The 15,767-nt window shown below is 63.9% G+C and carries 15 protein-coding genes and 1 tRNA gene; 12 read left to right on the top strand and 4 right to left on the bottom strand.

The window, feature by feature from the left end:
* Positions 1 to 30: 30 nt before the first annotated feature.
* From DT068_RS27625 to DT068_RS27615, 3 genes are all read right to left on the bottom strand, one after another.
* Positions 31 to 882 carry a hypothetical protein gene (locus DT068_RS27625; protein WP_119393134.1) on the bottom strand — a complete coding sequence of 284 codons (852 nt, stop codon included), beginning with the start codon at positions 880 to 882 and terminating at the stop codon, positions 31 to 33.
* 152 nt (positions 883 to 1,034) lie between these two features.
* Entirely contained in the window at positions 1,035 to 4,310 is a 3,276-nt protein-coding gene (locus DT068_RS27620) for a glycosyltransferase (protein ID WP_162914504.1), read from the bottom strand.
* Positions 4,311 to 4,446: 136 nt separating this feature from the next.
* A tRNA-Ser gene (locus DT068_RS27615) sits at positions 4,447 to 4,536 on the bottom strand.
* Between the two features lie 234 nt (positions 4,537 to 4,770).
* Between DT068_RS27615 and DT068_RS27610 the strand changes: the two genes are divergently transcribed.
* The 3 genes from DT068_RS27610 to DT068_RS27600 all read left to right on the top strand — a co-directional run bounded on the left by DT068_RS27610 (position 4,771) and on the right by DT068_RS27600 (position 6,392).
* Positions 4,771 to 5,451 carry a 50S ribosomal protein L21 gene (locus DT068_RS27610; RefSeq protein WP_119393132.1) on the top strand — a complete coding sequence of 227 codons (681 nt, stop codon included), beginning with the start codon at positions 4,771 to 4,773 and terminating at the stop codon, positions 5,449 to 5,451.
* A gap of 18 nt (positions 5,452 to 5,469) precedes the next feature.
* Positions 5,470 to 5,736: a 50S ribosomal protein L27 gene (gene rpmA, locus DT068_RS27605; RefSeq protein ID WP_119393131.1), complete on the top strand. Its 267-nt coding sequence runs from the start codon at positions 5,470 to 5,472 to the stop codon at positions 5,734 to 5,736.
* A gap of 110 nt (positions 5,737 to 5,846) precedes the next feature.
* The gene (locus tag DT068_RS27600) at positions 5,847 to 6,392 is read left to right on the top strand and encodes a GNAT family N-acetyltransferase (protein ID WP_119393130.1); all 546 of its coding nucleotides are present in this window, start codon (positions 5,847 to 5,849) and stop codon (positions 6,390 to 6,392) included.
* A 56-nt stretch (positions 6,393 to 6,448) separates the two neighbouring features.
* Here the strand turns inward: DT068_RS27600 and DT068_RS27595 are convergent, their stop codons facing one another.
* Complete coding sequence (locus DT068_RS27595; protein ID WP_119393129.1) at positions 6,449 to 7,177, bottom strand: transglycosylase SLT domain-containing protein; 729 nt, start codon at positions 7,175 to 7,177, stop codon at positions 6,449 to 6,451.
* 185 nt (positions 7,178 to 7,362) lie between these two features.
* Between DT068_RS27595 and obgE the strand changes: the two genes are divergently transcribed.
* The 9 genes from obgE (at position 7,363) to DT068_RS27550 (ending at position 15,761) form a co-directional block, all read left to right on the top strand.
* Positions 7,363 to 8,409, top strand: coding sequence for a GTPase ObgE (gene obgE, locus DT068_RS27590; protein WP_119393128.1), 1,047 nt, complete (start codon positions 7,363 to 7,365; stop codon positions 8,407 to 8,409).
* Positions 8,406 to 9,533 (top strand): glutamate 5-kinase, encoded by a 1,128-nt coding sequence (gene proB, locus DT068_RS27585; protein ID WP_119393127.1) that lies wholly within the window; start codon positions 8,406 to 8,408, stop codon positions 9,531 to 9,533. Before obgE ends, proB begins: the two co-directional genes overlap by 4 nt.
* Positions 9,530 to 10,810, top strand: coding sequence for a glutamate-5-semialdehyde dehydrogenase (locus DT068_RS27580; protein WP_119393126.1), 1,281 nt, complete (start codon positions 9,530 to 9,532; stop codon positions 10,808 to 10,810). The genes proB and DT068_RS27580 overlap by 4 nt, the downstream gene beginning before the upstream one ends.
* Positions 10,807 to 11,418 carry a nicotinate-nucleotide adenylyltransferase gene (locus DT068_RS27575; RefSeq protein WP_119393125.1) on the top strand — a complete coding sequence of 204 codons (612 nt, stop codon included), beginning with the start codon at positions 10,807 to 10,809 and terminating at the stop codon, positions 11,416 to 11,418. Before DT068_RS27580 ends, DT068_RS27575 begins: the two co-directional genes overlap by 4 nt.
* A gap of 105 nt (positions 11,419 to 11,523) precedes the next feature.
* On the top strand, positions 11,524 to 11,955 hold the full coding sequence (rsfS, locus tag DT068_RS27570; RefSeq protein ID WP_438816462.1) for a ribosome silencing factor: 432 nt from the start codon (positions 11,524 to 11,526) through the stop codon (positions 11,953 to 11,955).
* 63 nt (positions 11,956 to 12,018) lie between these two features.
* Positions 12,019 to 12,501, top strand: a complete 483-nt coding sequence (gene rlmH / locus DT068_RS27565; RefSeq protein ID WP_119393124.1) for a 23S rRNA (pseudouridine(1915)-N(3))-methyltransferase RlmH — start codon at positions 12,019 to 12,021, stop codon at positions 12,499 to 12,501.
* Between the two features lie 86 nt (positions 12,502 to 12,587).
* Positions 12,588 to 13,871, top strand: a complete 1,284-nt coding sequence (locus tag DT068_RS27560) for a murein hydrolase activator EnvC family protein (RefSeq protein ID WP_119393123.1) — start codon at positions 12,588 to 12,590, stop codon at positions 13,869 to 13,871.
* Between the two features lie 14 nt (positions 13,872 to 13,885).
* Positions 13,886 to 15,235, top strand: a complete 1,350-nt coding sequence (locus tag DT068_RS27555) for a S41 family peptidase (protein ID WP_119393148.1) — start codon at positions 13,886 to 13,888, stop codon at positions 15,233 to 15,235.
* Positions 15,236 to 15,368: 133 nt separating this feature from the next.
* Positions 15,369 to 15,761 (top strand): hypothetical protein, encoded by a 393-nt coding sequence (locus DT068_RS27550; protein ID WP_162914503.1) that lies wholly within the window; start codon positions 15,369 to 15,371, stop codon positions 15,759 to 15,761.
* Positions 15,762 to 15,767: the final 6 nt, after the last annotated feature.

Below are 15,767 nucleotides of genomic sequence, written 5' to 3'. Positions count from 1 at the left end.
GAGGCAAGCGCCGACGCTGGATTATCCAGGCTAGCCTGGTGCGCCCGTTGGGCCTGGTGCGCCTGTTGGGCCGGGTGTACTGGTGACAGTGCTCGTGCCCGTGCCCGTGCTCGTGCCGCTGCTCGAATCGCTGGCTTCCTTGAAGCCCTGGAAATCCAGGACGCGGTTGCGCGGATCATCCTCGCGATGACGGCGGATCAGGCTCTTCGACTCGCCACCGAAATAGAAGCTCAAGCCCCCGGTGACGGAGACATAGTCGTCTTCGCCGACCTTGGCCCCCAGCGAGAATGTCATGGGATCGGCGAACTGATATTCCAGTTCGCCACGGACGAATTCCTGGTCACCGATGATCGTGCCGCCGACCGACAGTCTCAGATCATCCGTCGGATAGAAGGCGGCGTCGACAAAGACGAAGCCGTCGCTGCCTGAATCGAAATCGACGTAGCCGCCCCAGGCTTCCAGGCTGAACTGACCGAAATAGAACTCGGCTTCCGGACCCACGGCCCAGATATCCGTGCCGCCGGCATCGAAATATCCGCCCGTGACGCCGAGCAGGTAGGATTCGGGGTCGCGCGCGAAGAGATGCACGGCCCCGCCATAGGTGGTGCGGTCGAGCTCGTCGATCACGCCGATATCGGCCTGCAGGCCGAAAGTGCATCCCAGGGGCAGGCTCAGCGAGCCGAGACCGCTGATCAGCGCATCGCCACCCTCATCGTCGTTTTCGGAGTATCCGCCGATCGCCTCGATCTTGCCGTTGACGCCCGAGACGGCGCAGAGCGGATCGGGGGCCACGACATCAGCGGCCTGCGCCGCCGGAATTTGGTTCATCAATGCAATGGTCAGCGCCGAACTGGCACTCAACAACGACGTCTTGAACGACATGGATGGTCCCCTGACAGCCAGAAACTTACAGCTTGGCGCAACGTTACAGAAACCGGTAAACCTTGTCCCCCGCCGGAAGCCGCAGGCCGAAATAAATTACCCTGCGTTGTATTTTTGTCACATCGCCCGACTTTCCGGGAAACCTTGTAAATTCAGCGGGTTATGCTCTTCTCCGGAATCAGGGACAGGCAGATATCGGCCAGTTTCAGATATTTTGCGTCTTTCGTCGCCGTGAACGTTTTCAGGGCCGCGTTGAAGAGGGAGCGATAGGCCTCCGACCTCTCCTCTTCCGGAAGGCCGAATGTGGCCAGCTTGTCGAGCTCCAGACGTGACCAGGCAGCAACGGGGTCGGGCAAGCCCTGCCGGCGCATCCGTGCCGAATGCTTCGCAATATAGGCGCTCAGCATCACGCTGAATCCCATCAGGGATGTGGCATTGGCGCCATGCGTGCGATAGTCGACCAGCACATCCGGCTGATTGGCCAGCTTGTACTGCTCATCCATGCGCAGCCAAAGATCCAGATCGCTGGCGACCCTGAACTGGTTTCGCAAGCCGCCGCAGGCATCGAAGGCGGCCTTCCTGAGCATGACGGTGGGATTGGCGATGGGGCCGACGGTCGAGTTGACAAGCCAGGCATGACAGGCCTCCGGGGTGAGAGGATAGGACGCTATGTTGCCGGTGGACTTTCCCTCGCGATCGATATGGCGCATGGCGCCGCCCGCCGCAGCGATGTCTTCGTTTTTCGCCATGAAAGCGACCTGCAGCGCCAGCCGCTCCGGCAGCGCGACATCGTCGTGATCGACGCGGGCCAGCAGCGCGAAACGTGCCTGCGCGCATCCGGCATTGAAGGCCGCAGCCTCGCCGCCATTCTCCTGATGGATGACATGCACACGGCTGTCGGCCCGCTCATAGCTTTCGGCGATGGCGCCGGTTCGATCGCTCGAACCGTCATTCACCACGATGAGCTCGAAATGCCGGTGGGTCTGCAACAGAATGCTCTCGATCGCCTGGCCCAGGAAAAGCTCGCCATTGTAGACGGGCATGACGACCGATACGCCCAGCTCCGCACCGCGCGGCGCCGGGCGGCTTGCGCTTTTCGAGATCGGACGCTTCCCGTCGGTCGCCGTCGCTCGGCTGAACACGATGATGTTCTGCTGATAATGGCTGTCGATGCGCGGGTCGCCCCCCAGCGCCGGGCGCAGGCAATCGACCGGCCGATAGCCGCAGCGTGCGAACAAAGCGGCCCAGGAGGCGCGCTGCCGGTTCACATCGCCGGCGCCATTGGCTTGCGGCCGGGCAAAGGCGAATACGATCGTGGCGGCCATGCCGGTAAGGTGCTGAACAATCTTCTCGGCTTCGGTGGCGGAAGCGATGCCGGGGATCTCGAAGCAGCAGGCAAGTCGCAACGAATGATCATGAGCGTCCGCCGCCGCGACGGCGGGAGTCACCTGTTCCGCCGTCGCAACAATGCCGTGCCGCGAGAATTCATCTGCCCAGAGGCCGGCGGCGCGGCCCAGGCAGACGACCTTTTCGACGGCAAAGTTCTCGAGCACGACCTGGACAGAGGCCTCCGCCACGAAGCGCAGCCGCGCTTCATTCAGGTCATGGGGCTCGTCGACCTCGATATCCGGGAATGGAAGGCTCTGCCCGTCCATGGCGCTAGGCCCGGCCGCGAGCTCATTCCTCACCGCCGTGAAGATCCGGTCGGCCTGCTGCCGCCCCAGCTGCTCGCGGAAATGCGCATGCATGTCCGCAGTATCCCAGCCGATCTCGCCGAATCCGATGAGATAGTTGCGGATCCTGTCCTCCCACCGATTGGGATAGCTCGCCCCCATCGGGCGGCCGAAGCGATGCAGCCAGCGCAGCGCCGGTAGGCACAGGACGCGTCCGCCCCTTTGGCGGAACTTCTCATGGATATAGCCCTCCTCGCCGCCAAAGCCGCGGAAGCCGGCATTGAAGCCGGGCCAGGCCTTGCGGCGGCAGGCAAAAATGCCGAGCCCCTGCAGCGGGATCTCGAAGGGCGGATCGTCGGGACTGTCTCCTTGGGGATCGCTGGCCCACATGCCGAACATGCCACCCTGCCAGCCTTCCGTCCAATGCGTGCTGGTCCTGGCGAGATCGTCATACATCATCGGCCCCTGGACCAGGTCATTGGTCGCGGGCACCGAGCGGAAATAGTCGATGAGCTTCCTGAGACTGCCGGGCGCGAACAGCACATGGCAGTCCATGCACAGGACGAACTCGCCATCCGCCTCGCTGAAGACGCGCTCGCGCACCGCGGTTCCGGTCACATCGCCGGCCGGAATGTAGCGCAGATTGCCGATGTGCCTCTCAAGATCCTTGAGCGGCGCGCCGCAGGGCCCATCGGGACGATTGTCGATGACGAGAAATTCGACGTCGTCGAGGATTTCAGGGTGATAGAAGCGCATCGCCTGCAGGCTGAAATAGACACCGTCATAGTCGTCATAGGTCGCCATGCCGATCGTCAGGAAGGGTGAGAATTTCCGTGTGCTGCGCTGGGGCACCGGATATTTGCGGGTCAGCGCGGCAGGGGGCTGCCCGATCCCTGAGATGAAGTGATCGAACTGGCTGGGTGACAGGCGATCGTCGATGGCGAGCCGGGTGAGGCGATCGAGCAGGCCTTCGATCTGCCCATAGTTGGAATAGCGCAGGGCAATGGCGGGAATATTCTGCGCCATCCTGAGATGCCACAGGTCATGGCCGTCGCGCGGTACGCATCCCGGCATGAGCTGGGCCTTGAGAAGCATCGCCGCTGTTGCCGCTTCCAGGCGCTCGACGCGCCCGGGCGAGCGCGGCACATGCTGCGGGAAGATCATCATGCCGCAGAGAGGCGAGCCGTCGAGCGCATGCCAGGCATCCTTGATGCCGACATGGATATGCTCGGGCGTGCGCACCATGGGCGCCGAGGCGATATCGTCGAGCTCCGTCAGGTGACCGGCGCTCGCTGCGGAAAAGGTGAGCGGGGCGCGATAGCCGGCCAGCGCCGCGACGCCATCGACGACGGCAATCTGATTATCGCCGATGAGCGAGAAGCCTTTCTCGATGAACCAGGCGGCGAGCGAGGATTTTCCGCTGCCGGGGGCTCCGGCGATGAGCACCGAGCCATCGCCCCAGCCGACGGCGGCGGCAGAGAGCACCGGCACCTGCTCGATCTCGGCAAACTGGGTGGCGAGGATATCGAGCAGCCGCGCGCAGACCCTGCCGCGTGTCAGCCCGGCCTCCAGGCGCCGACGGTCGACGTCGATGGCAAAGCTTCGCTCGGCGGTCTGGCTGACGATGATCGTTCGATCGCCGGCCGCGGCCGCAGAACCCGTCGCCAAACCGGCAAGAATGCCGTCCGCGAGGAGAGACTGGGGCAGAGCGACGGCAATGCTGCGTTCTCCCAACCTGACAACGATGTCGCTCATTTGTATTCCCATAACGCCCGCCCGACAGGCAGGAGGAACCTAGTGGCCTCACCTGGCGACAGCAAGCTCCCGTCGGCCACGGACCGTCAAAGCCACATTCTCACCCGTGATTTATGAATAACATCAATTGATTAAGTGGCGGAGAGGGAGGGATTCGAACCCCCGATACAGTTGCCCGTATGCCGCATTTCGAGTGCGGTGCTTTCAACCGCTCAGCCACCTCTCCGCAAAGATACGAGGCGCGCTTATGTGCGGCGGGGGCTAGATAGCGAATAGAGCCCCGCCGGGCAACCCCGCCCTTACGGATTTCTTGACATTATATGTCGCCCCCGATAGAACCGCCCCGACTTGCGGGGGCCCTTTTGGCCCCCTCAATTAATATCGCTGCCTCAGGCTCAAACCAGATTTGACCGAAGTCCGCCTTAAGGGCGGCGCCGATGGGCGCGGGAAAAGGACAGATATGTACGCAGTCATCAAGACCGGCGGCAAGCAGTATCGCGTTGCAGCCGAAGACAAGATCCAGATCGAGAAGCTCCCGGGCGAAGCCGGCGACATCGTGGAATTCACCGATGTGCTGATGGTCGCCTCCGACGGCAGCGTCGATGTGGGGGCTCCCTTCGTTTCAGGCGCCACCGTCGCCGCCGAGATCATCGGCCAGGTGCGCGGCCCCAAGGTCATCATCTTCAAGAAGCATCGCCGCAAGCATTTCCGCCGCAAGAACGGCCATCGCCAGGATCTGACCTCGGTGAAGATCACCGAGATCCTGACCGGCGGCGCCAAGCCCTCGAAGAAGGCCGCGGCAAAGCCGGCCAAGGCCGAGAAGACGGCGGAGGCGGCTCCGCTCGCCGCCCCGATCGCTTCGGAGAAGAAGGCGGACGATCTCGCTCTGATCGGCGGCGTCGGCCCCAAGATTCTGAAAACCCTGAACGACATGGGCTATACGACCTATGCGCAGATCGCCAATCTGAGCCCGGCCGAGATCGAGAAGATCGAAGCCGAGATCAAGATGCCGGGCCGCATCGCGCGCGAGGAATGGGCCGAGCAGGCCACGGAGCTCGCCGCCGGCAAGCCGCCGCGCGCCAAGGTCGACAAGGAAGCCAAGGCCGAGAAGGCCAAGACGCCTAAGAAGAGCAAGGAATAAGGTAAGGAGAACCACCCCATGGCTCACAAAAAAGCAGGCGGTTCATCCCGCAACGGGCGCGACACGGCAGGCCGCCGTCTCGGCGTCAAGCATTTCGGTGGCGAGGCCGTCATTCCGGGCAACATCATCATCCGCCAACGCGGCACGAAATGGCATCCGGGCACGGGCGTCGGCATCGGCCGCGACCATACGATCTACGCGACGGTCGCCGGCACGGTGACCTTCCGGGCAAGCAAGGGCAACAAGCAGATCGTATCCGTGAACCCGCCGAAGGCCGCAGAATAGCGGTGGATCGCATCCTTCCACCGGTCTCATCGATCCGGTGCGAATGAGGAAGTTTCAGCAAACGGGGAGATGGGCAGACCATCTCCCCGTTTTGTTTTGGAAACAGACTCATGAGCAAGAACGTCATCATCACCGACCGTCTCATCTTGCGGCCCGTCGGGGCTCGCGATGCCGAAGCGATCGCAGCGCTAGCCGACAACTACAAGGTCGCCATCATGCTGTCGCGCCTGCCCTATCCCTATAGCCTCGCCCATGCGCGCGACTTCATCGCCTGGGCCGTGGACCAGCCTGCGGATGAGACCATCTTCGCCATTTGTCTGAAGGATGAAACCGAAAGCTTCATCGGCGTGGCGAGCTGCGAGCGTCGTGAGACGGATGAGCCCGAGCTCGGCTACTGGCTGGGCGAGCCTTATTGGGGCAAGGGCTATATGAGCGAGGCGGTCCGGGCGATCATCGCCCATGCTTTCACCGAAGCCGGGCATGATCGCCTGATCTCAGGCTGCCGGCTGCAGAATCTGGCCTCGCGCCGGGTCCTCGAGAAGGCGGGCTTCGAGCATGCGGGCCGCTACGAGATCGACTCTTTGCTGCTCAAGACAAGGGTGCCGGGCCACCGTTTCACCCTGAGCCGCGCACGCTGGGAAGGCCTCGCCGCATGAGCGTGAAAAAATCCGTCATCCCGGCGCGAGCCGGGATGATGACAGGATCGGAACGATCAGAACACCTTGGCGATGTAGCTGTGCACCAGCGACTTGCGCCCGAGGCCGCCATTGTGCTTGGAGGCCGCGAGCTTCAGATTGCCGCCCGAGGAAGCGATGGCGAGCGACAGATGCTTGAGGCCCCAGCGCACATTGGTGCGTGCGTCGGTGAGCGCCGAGCAATTGCCCTCGAAGCCCATGCCGCGCGCGGTCTGGCACTTCAGCTGATAGACGCCGATCTCGCCGGCGCGCCCGCGGGCATGGGGGTTGAAGCCGGATTCGACATTGGCGATGCGCAGCGCGAACCAGGTCGGCACGCCATAGGCCGGCGCCATCTCGCGGATGATCGAGACGACGCGCGCATCGCCGGCGCCATTGATGGCAAGCGCCTGCTCCGACAACGTCACCTTGGTGCCGGCCAGATGATGCATGGCAAACTGCTGCGAGGACTTCACCTTCTTCTTGAGGCCGGTCGCGGCGAATTTCGGCTTTCCGCCTGCCTTGCGCAGCTTGACGGCAGCAGATTTGCGGGTCTTGGCATGCGCCTGCTTGCGCTTCTTCAAGCTGGCCGTTTTGCGGGTCTTGCCGGTCGCCTTCAGCCCGGTCGTCTTCTTGAAGTGCTTCTTCTGGGCGCTGATGCGTTCAGCATGCGCGCCCGGGTCTTCCTTGTTGCTGGCATGGGCCGGCGCGGCAAGGACGGTGCCGGCGAGCAGTGCAGCCGGAATCAACGCATAGACAGACCTCATTCAGGAATCCCTCTTTGTTTTTCATATCCCCTTGCTGGTGTACTGTTGTCCCTGTCGCACACAGCAATGACAATCGTTAAAAGCCCGAGGGATGTGTCCAGAATGAGGTCGATTCTGTTCAATTTACGGGCACATTACGTAAGGGCATTCGCCATAAATGGCGCTTACAAAATTAGGCAAATATTATGAAATTCCTGGATCAGGCGAAAATCTATGTGCGCTCCGGCGACGGCGGTGCGGGCAGTGTCTCCTTTCGCCGTGAGAAGTTCATCGAGATGGGCGGCCCCGATGGCGGCGACGGCGGCCGTGGCGGCGATATCTGGATCGAAGCGGTCGATGGATTGAATACGCTGATCGACTATCGCTATCAGCAGCATTTCAAGGCGAAGACCGGCGGCCACGGCATGGGCCGCGACCGTGCCGGCGCCAATTCGCCCGACATCGTCCTCAAGGTGCCGGCCGGCACCCAGGTTTTCGAGGAAGACAATGAGACGCTGGTCGGCGATCTGGCCCGGATCGGCGACCGCATCCGACTGGCCAGGGGCGGCAATGGCGGCTTCGGCAATGCCTATTTCAAATCATCGACCAACCGGGCGCCGCGCCGCGCCAATCCGGGCGAAGTGGGCGAGGAGCGCTGGCTGTGGCTGAGGCTGAAGCTCATCGCCGATGCGGGCCTCCTTGGTCTTCCCAATGCCGGCAAGTCGACTCTGCTTGCCGCCGTGTCGGCGGCGAAACCGAAGATCGCCGACTATCCCTTCACCACCTTGAACCCGCAGCTCGGCGTCGTGCGGGTTGCCGGCGCGAGCTTCGTGCTCGCCGACATACCGGGCCTCATCGAGGGCGCCCATGAGGGGCATGGTCTCGGCACCCGCTTCCTTGGCCATGTCGAGCGCTGCGCCGTGCTGCTCCACCTCATCGATGTGACGGGCGATGATCCGGCCGCCGCCTATCGCATCATCCGCAGGGAACTCAAATCCTACGGCGGTCATCTGGCCGAGAAGCCTGAGGTGATCGCCTTCAACAAGGTCGATGCGATCTCGCAGGAAGACCTTGAGTCGAAGCTCGCCGACTTCAAGCGCCGTATCCGCAAAACGCCCATCCTGATGTCGGGCGCCACGGGCCGGAATGTCGAAGAGGTGATGAAGAAGCTGCTCAATGTCATCTCCGACACGCGGCGCGGCGAGAAGGGCAAGGCGAGCGGCAACGTCAAGGTCGAAAGCTGGCAGCCGTGACAAACCGACTGAGCAAAGCCCGCCGCATCGTGGTGAAGATCGGCTCGGCCCTTCTTGTTGACGGCAAGACCGGAACGATCAAGGCCGAATGGCTCGCCTCCCTCGTCGAGGATCTGGCCAAGGCCCGCAGCCGCGGCCAGGACGTCATTATCGTGTCGTCGGGCGCCATTGCGCTCGGCCGCCGCAATCTGGGCTTCGCTTCCGGCGCGATCAGGCTGGAGGAAAGCCAGGCCGCCGCCGCCGTCGGCCAGATCGCGCTGGCGCATGCCTGGTCGGAAGCCTTGCGCAAGCATGCGATCGTCGCCGCCCAGATCCTGGTGACGCTCAACGATACGGAGGAGCGCCGGCGCTATCTCAATGCCCGCTCCACTTTGTCCATGCTGCTGGCGCAAGGGGCCGTGCCGGTGATCAACGAGAACGACACGGTGGCGACATCCGAGATTCGCTACGGCGACAATGACCGGCTCGCGGCACGCGTCGCTTCGATGATGTCGGCCGATTGCCTGGTGCTGCTCTCCGACATCGACGGCCTTTATTCGGCGCCGCCCGGCACGCCGGGGGCCCGGATCATCCCTGAGGTCGGCGAGATCACGCCCGAGATCGAGGCCATGGCCGGCAAGCCGGTCTCAGGCCTGGGCTCGGGCGGCATGATCACCAAGATCGAGGCGGGCAAGATCGCGCTCGCCGCCGGCTGCAACATGGTCATCGCCTCCGGCCATGCGCTGCATCCCTTTCGCCGCATCGAGAGTGGCGAGACCTGCAGCTGGTTCCTGTCGGGTGCCACTCCGCTGCAGTCGCGCAAGCGCTGGATCGCCGGCACACTGGTGCCGATGGGGCGCCTCCATATCGATGCGGGTGCGGTGACGGCCCTGGGCAGAGGCAAGAGCCTGCTGCCAGCCGGCGTCAAGCGCATCGAAGGCAGCTTTGCCAGAGGCGATGCGGTGAGTATTGTGAGCGAGGCCGGCATCGAGATCGCCCGCGGGCTCGTCGCCTATGACCGGGACGACGCGGCGCGCATAGCGGGGCGCAAAACGAGCGAGATCGAGACGGCCCTGGGCTTCAGGGGGCGCGACGAGATGGTGCATCGGGACGATCTGGTGATGACGGCGGGAGCGCGGGCATGAACAAGATTGAAACGGCGGCCGATACGCGGGCAGCGCTCATCGCCATGGGGCGGGGCGCCAGGACGGCGGCCCGCGCTCTGGCACTGGCGCCGACCGCGACCAAGAATGCGGCGCTCACGGCCATGGCGGCGGCGATCAGGGCCGATGCGCGGATCATCGCGCGCGAGAACGAGACCGATCTCGCCGCGGCGCGGAAAAAGGACCTCAAATCCTCCTTCCTCGACCGTCTCACCTTGACGCCCGAGCGCATCGAGGCGATGGCCAGGGGCCTCGATGAGATCGCCGCGCTGCCGGATCCGGTCGGCGCCGTCACCGAGCGCTGGGCGCGGCCCAACGGGCTCGAGATCGCGCGGGTGCGCGTGCCGATCGGCGTCATCGGCATCATCTATGAAAGCCGGCCCAATGTGACGGCCGATGCGGGCGCCTTGGCGATGAAATCCGGCAACGCCGCCATATTGCGCGGCGGCTCCGACGGCTTCCGCTCATCGGCCGCCATCGTGGCGGCGCTGCAGCGCGGCCTCGCGGCGGCAGGCCTGCCGAAGGAGGCGATCCAGATGGTGCCGACCCAGGACCGCGACGCTGTCGGCCTGCTGCTGTCGGGCCTCGACGGCACAATCGATCTCATCGTGCCGCGCGGCGGCAAGAGCCTTGTCGCCCGCGTGCAGCAGGAGGCGCGCGTGCCGGTGTTCAGCCATCTGGAGGGCATCTGCCATGTCCATGTCGACAAGGAAGCCGATCTCGCCATGGCCAAGGCGATCGTGCTCAATGCCAAAATGCGCCGTACAGGCATTTGCGGATCGGCCGAGACCATCCTCGTCGACAAGGCCTGTGCGGCGACCCATCTGAAGCCCCTCGTCCGGATGCTGCTTGAGGCCGGCTGTGAAGTGCGTGGCTGCCAGGAAACGCAAATGGCCGATCCGCGCGTCAAGCCGGCGTCCGAGGAAGACTGGTCCACCGAATATCTCGACGCCATCGTCTCGATGAAGGTGGTCTCGGATCTCGATGCGGCAATGGCGCACATCGCCCGCTATGGATCGCAGCACACCGATGCGATCGTCACCGACGACGACACCGCCGCCCGGCGCTTCCTCGCCGAGGTCGACAGCGCCATCACCTTGCACAATGCCTCGACGCAATTCGCCGATGGCGGTGAATTCGGTTTCGGCGCCGAGATCGGCATCGCCACCGGCAGGCTGCATGCCAGGGGTCCGGTCGGCCTCGAGCAGCTGACGACCTTCAAATACCAGGTCATGGGCACGGGGCAGATCCGTCCGTGATCATCCCGCCACCGTTCAGCGACGGCCAGCGCATCGGCCTGTTCGGCGGGTCATTCAACCCGGCGCATGGCGGCCACCGCGCCGTCGCTCTCTATGCCCTGAAGCATCTGGGCCTCGACTGGATCTGGTGGCTGGTGTCGCCGCAGAATCCGCTGAAGGAGGCGGACGGCTATCGCGACTATGACGAGCGCCTCAAGGTGGCGCGCGCGGTCGCCCGCCATCCGCGCTTCATCGTCACCGATCTCGAGCAGCAACTAGGCACCCGCACCACCGCCGCCACGCTGGCGGCGCTGGGTCCGGTGCTGCGCCGCGGTCGTTTCGTCTGGATCATGGGCGCCGACAGCTTCGCTCATCTCCACCACTGGAACGACTGGACGGATATTCCCGAAACGCTGCCGCTCGCCATCCTGGCGAGGCCCGGCTTCTCCATGCGGGCACTCGAGAGTCCGGCGGCGCTGCGCTACGAGGGCCGCCGTATTCCCGGCGATCAGGCCCGCCGGCTGCCCGGCACGCCGCCCCCGGCCTGGTGTTTTATTCCTATGCCGCTGCGCCCCGAAAGCTCGACCGCCATCCGCGAGCGCGCCACCCGCCGAAACAAAATGTCATGACCGCGTCATGAGTTGGGTGCTTGAATAGAATCGTTCGCGCACCTATTCTCTGGGGTGTCGAGTAAACCCCAAGGGGAACTGACGCAGTCTCTATGAACTGCCTTTTTGAAGAGGATATCCACACTGACAGCGCCAAGACAGAAAAGCGGCGCGCCTAAGCGCGCCGTAGCGGGTAAGTCTGCGCCGAAGCGCAAGACGAAGAACCCTCTCCTCTCCACCATCCTCAGCCAGCTCGAAGATGCCAAGGCCGAGGACATCGTCACCATCGATCTCAACGGCAAGGCCGTCATCGCCGACGGGATGATCGTCGCTTCCGGGCGGTCTAACCGGCATGTCGGCGCCATCGCCGACCAGCTGGTCGAGAAGCTGAAAGGCGACGGCCGCAAGGACCTGCGCATCGAGGGCATGCCGAATGCCGACTGGGTGCTGGTCGATGCGGGCGATGTGATCGTGCACATCTTCCGGCCGGAAGTCAGAAGCTTCTACAATCTCGAGAAACTCTGGTCAGATCACGCGCCCGACGAACGCGTCGCCTGACAGCGCTTCCCGCCAATACGGGCACCGCTTTGGCGATAAGGGAGCGCCGCAAATAGGGGTTCGATGAAGCTCCACGTTCTCGCCATTGGCCGGCTCAAGGCCGGGCCCGAGCTTGCGCTGTTCGACGACTATGCCAAACGCGCCAGGGGACTTGGCCGCTCCTGCGGCATCACCGCCCTCGAGACGCGCGATTTTGGCGAATCCAGATTGCCCGATGCCGCCGGCCGCATGGCGGCGGAAGCGGACCTCCTCACCGGCGCCTGTCCCGATCCTTCCTTTACTGTTGTGCTCGACGAGCGGGGCAAGGCCTTATCGAGCGAGGATTTCGCCGGGCTCTTGAGGCGCCATCTCGATCAGGGCACCGGGTCCATGGCTTTCCTGATCGGCGGGCCTGACGGGCATGGCGGCGAGCTTCGCCGCAAGGCCGGCCTGCTCCTGTCGCTTGGCCCCATGACCTGGCCTCACCGCCTGGCGCGAGTGATGCTGTCCGAGCAGATTTACCGGGCGGTCACCATTTTGGTTAAACATCCCTATCACCGTGCGTGAAGTGATAGGCCGATAACCGTTTCTTGATACCAATACGCCGCACTCAAGCCCCATTTTGGACATGGCTGCTGGATAATTTGCCGACAATGTCGTCGCTCCCCAATTTGCGCCCCATTCTGGCGGCCATGGCGGTTCTTGCCGCCGTGACGTCTCAGGCGCGGGCCCAGACGGCGGATGACCTTTCGACCATCGAACAGCAGATCGATGCCTCGAAGTCGCTGCAGGAACAGATGACGGCGGAGCGCCAGGCGATCGTCGAGGAGCAAGCCGCCCTGTCGCAGAAGCTGATCGCGCTCGCCGAGAAGATCCAGTCGCGCGAGGCGGCGATCCTGTCGGCCGAGGAGCGCCTTGGCGAGCTCGATGCCGAGCAGCTCAGGATCCATTCGAGTCTGGCGGCGCGGCGCGAGGAGATATCCCGCCTGCTCGCCGGCCTCCAGCGCATCGAGCGCAACCCGCCGCCGGCCCTGGTGGTCGAGCCGACCGACGTTCTCTCCGCTTTGCGCAGCGCCATGATGTTCGGGACCATCGTGCCGGAGCTGCGCCAGGATGCCGCGGCCCTGTCGGCCCAGCTCGCCCGGCTCGAGACGCTGAAAGTCCAGACCAAGGCCGAGCAGGAGCGCCTCAGGGATCATGTCGCCCGGCTCCTGGCCTCGCGCCGGGAAATGACCGACCTGCAGGCCCGCAAGAAATCGCTGCTCGCCGATACGACCGAAAGGCTGAAGGCCGAGAAACAGCGGGCCCGGGAACTTGCCGATAAGGCAAAGGACATGAAGCAGCTCCTTAGCCAGCTGGAGGAGGAGCGCCTCAAGGCCGAGGCCGCCGAGAAGGCCCGCGCCGAGGCGGAAGCCAGGACCGCCGCCGAGCTCAAGGCCAAGGCCGAGGCACAGGCGCGGATCGAGGCCGCCAAGAAGCTCCAGCCGCGCATGGCCTTCGCCGACATCCGGGCCAGCCTGCAATACCCGGCGCAAGGGCAGATCCTGAAGGCCTATGGCGTGAATGACGGCTTCGGCGGCACCACCCGGGGCGTTTTCGTCGCCACCAGGGCCGATGCCCAGGTGGTGACCCCGGTCGACGGCCATGTGGAATTTGCCGGCCCGTTCCGCTCCTATGGCCAACTCTTGATCTTGAACACGGGCGGCGGCTATCATGTGCTCCTGGCAGGCTTGGGCGAAATAACGGCCGAGCAGGGACAGTTTCTGCAAGCCGGAGAGCCTGTGGGGATAATGGGAAAAAGCGCCGCACCGGGGACGCTGACCGGCGACCAGCTGCAAGATGGCCGCCCCGTATTATATATAGAGTTCCGGAAGAACGGCGAAGCGATCGATTCATCACCCTGGTGGATCGGCGGCTTCGCGCAAGCCCGAGGATGAGGCCTGATATGAAGATGCGTTCAATTGGATTGGTTCTGGCCGGTGCTGTGTCGGCGACGGTGGCGTGGCAGGCCTTGAGCGGCGCCATTGCGGCGTCCAATTCCGATACCTACAAGCAGCTCAACCTGTTCGGCGACGTGTTCGACCGCGTCCGCTCCGACTATGTCGAGCCGCCGGATGAAGAGAAGATGATCGAGGCCGCCATCGACGGCATGCTCACGTCACTCGATCCGCATTCGAGCTACATGAACGCCAAGCGTTTCCAGGAAATGCAGGTGCAGACCAAGGGCGAGTTCGGCGGCCTCGGCATCGAGGTCACCATGGAGAACGGCCTGGTCAAGGTGGTGGCGCCGATCGACGACACGCCCGCCGCCAAGGCCGGCATCATGGCCAACGACCTGATCATCAAGCTCGACGGCGCCGAAGTGCAGGGCCTCACCCTCAATGAGGCGGTCGACAAGATGCGCGGCAAAGTCAATACGCCGATCACCCTCACCGTGGCCCGCCAGGGCGCCAAGGAGCCGCTCGAATTCAAGCTGGTGCGTGATGTCATCCGGGTGAAGTCGGTGAAATTCGAGATCGAGGGCCCGCAGAAGGATGTCGGCTATATCCGCATCTCCTCCTTCACCGAGCAGACCCAGGAAGGTCTCGAGGCGGCGATCAACCAGATCAAGAAGGACGCCGGTGACAAGCTCAAGGGCTATATCATCGACATGCGCAACAATCCGGGCGGCCTGCTCGACCAGGCGATCTCGGTATCGGATTCTTTCCTCGACCGCGGTGAGGTGGTCTCGACGCGCGGCCGCAATGCCGACGAGACCCAGCGCTTCAACGCCCAGAAGGGCGATCTCTCCGACGGCAAGCCGGTCGTCGTGTTGATCAATGGCGGCTCGGCCTCGGCATCCGAGATCGTCGCCGGCGCTCTGCAGGATCACAAGCGCGCCACCCTCATCGGCACGCGCTCCTTCGGCAAGGGCTCGGTGCAGACCATCATCCCGCTCGGCAGCCAGGGCGCATTACGTTTGACGACGGCGCGCTATTACACGCCCGCCGGCCGTTCCATCCAGGCCAAGGGCATCGATCCCGATACGATCATAGAGCAGGAGCTGCCGCCGGAGCTTCTTGGCAAGGACACCTCGACCAAGGGCGAAGCCAGCCTCAAGGGCCACCTGACCAATGAAGGCGGCGGCGACGAAGGCGGCGGATCCTCGGCCTATGTGCCCGACGACAGGGCCAAGGATCTGCAGCTCAAGGCGGCGATCGACGTGCTGCACGGCGTCAAGGTGGCGACCAACGCCAAGCCCAAGGAAGCCAAGCCTAACCAGCCGATCAACGGCACGAACAACGAGACCAACGCCAACTGACATTCGCTGCTGCGGAACATGGAGCGCGCGATCGGGGCAACCGGTCGCGCGCTTCTCTTATCGACAGGGTCTTGTCGCAGAGTTGCAACTCGTCTATGAAGTAGACCTTGGATAATTGTTTCGGGGGGCGACAATGTCGATCAGGGCAGTCATTTCCGCGGCCAAAGCAGCTTTGCGCCGCGCAGTATTTTCACGGTCTGTGGTCGTTTTGGGCTGCGTGGCGGCTTTGGCCGCGACCTCGCTCAATCCCGCCCTCGCCGACTACAAGAAGGTCGGGCCCGACAAGCGGTCGAAGGCCCAGATCGCCGAGGATGAATGCGAAGCGCAGTCCAATGGCTCGCGCCAGGTCATTGTCGGCGCCGTGCTGGGCGGCCTGATCGGCCAGGCCATCGGCCGCAGCAACTACGTCAAGGACTGCATGAAAGCGCGCGGCTACGAAAAGGCGCCCGCCCGGAAGAAGGTGAAGAAGGTAAAGACGGTGCAGAAAAAGCGGGTCAACAACAACTTCAACAGCAAGAAGGACTGACCGCCA

Source organism: Taklimakanibacter lacteus (assembly GCA_003576695.1).
Taxonomy (GTDB): domain Bacteria; phylum Pseudomonadota; class Alphaproteobacteria; order Rhizobiales; family Aestuariivirgaceae; genus Taklimakanibacter; species Taklimakanibacter lacteus.
This window is presented reverse-complemented; position numbering and strand designations above follow the sequence as displayed.

Excerpts from the sequence above, each read along its gene's own strand:
- DT068_RS27600 (WP_119393130.1), top strand. The coding sequence starts at position 5,847 with ATGAGCAAGAACGTCATCATCACCGACCGTCTCATCTTGCGGCCCGTC.
- DT068_RS27595 (WP_119393129.1), bottom strand. The coding sequence starts at position 7,177 with ATGAGGTCTGTCTATGCGTTGATTCCGGCTGCACTGCTCGCCGGCACC.
- DT068_RS27620 (WP_162914504.1), bottom strand. The coding sequence starts at position 4,310 with ATGAGCGACATCGTTGTCAGGTTGGGAGAACGCAGCATTGCCGTCGCT.
- rpmA (WP_119393131.1), top strand. The coding sequence starts at position 5,470 with ATGGCTCACAAAAAAGCAGGCGGTTCATCCCGCAACGGGCGCGACACG.
- rlmH (WP_119393124.1), top strand. The coding sequence starts at position 12,019 with ATGAAGCTCCACGTTCTCGCCATTGGCCGGCTCAAGGCCGGGCCCGAG.
- DT068_RS27555 (WP_119393148.1), top strand. The coding sequence starts at position 13,886 with ATGCGTTCAATTGGATTGGTTCTGGCCGGTGCTGTGTCGGCGACGGTG.
- obgE (WP_119393128.1), top strand. The coding sequence starts at position 7,363 with ATGAAATTCCTGGATCAGGCGAAAATCTATGTGCGCTCCGGCGACGGC.
- DT068_RS27550 (WP_162914503.1), top strand. The coding sequence starts at position 15,369 with ATGTCGATCAGGGCAGTCATTTCCGCGGCCAAAGCAGCTTTGCGCCGC.
- DT068_RS27610 (WP_119393132.1), top strand. The coding sequence starts at position 4,771 with ATGTACGCAGTCATCAAGACCGGCGGCAAGCAGTATCGCGTTGCAGCC.
- DT068_RS27560 (WP_119393123.1), top strand. The coding sequence starts at position 12,588 with ATGTCGTCGCTCCCCAATTTGCGCCCCATTCTGGCGGCCATGGCGGTT.
- DT068_RS27580 (WP_119393126.1), top strand. The coding sequence starts at position 9,530 with ATGAACAAGATTGAAACGGCGGCCGATACGCGGGCAGCGCTCATCGCC.
- DT068_RS27625 (WP_119393134.1), bottom strand. The coding sequence starts at position 882 with ATGTCGTTCAAGACGTCGTTGTTGAGTGCCAGTTCGGCGCTGACCATT.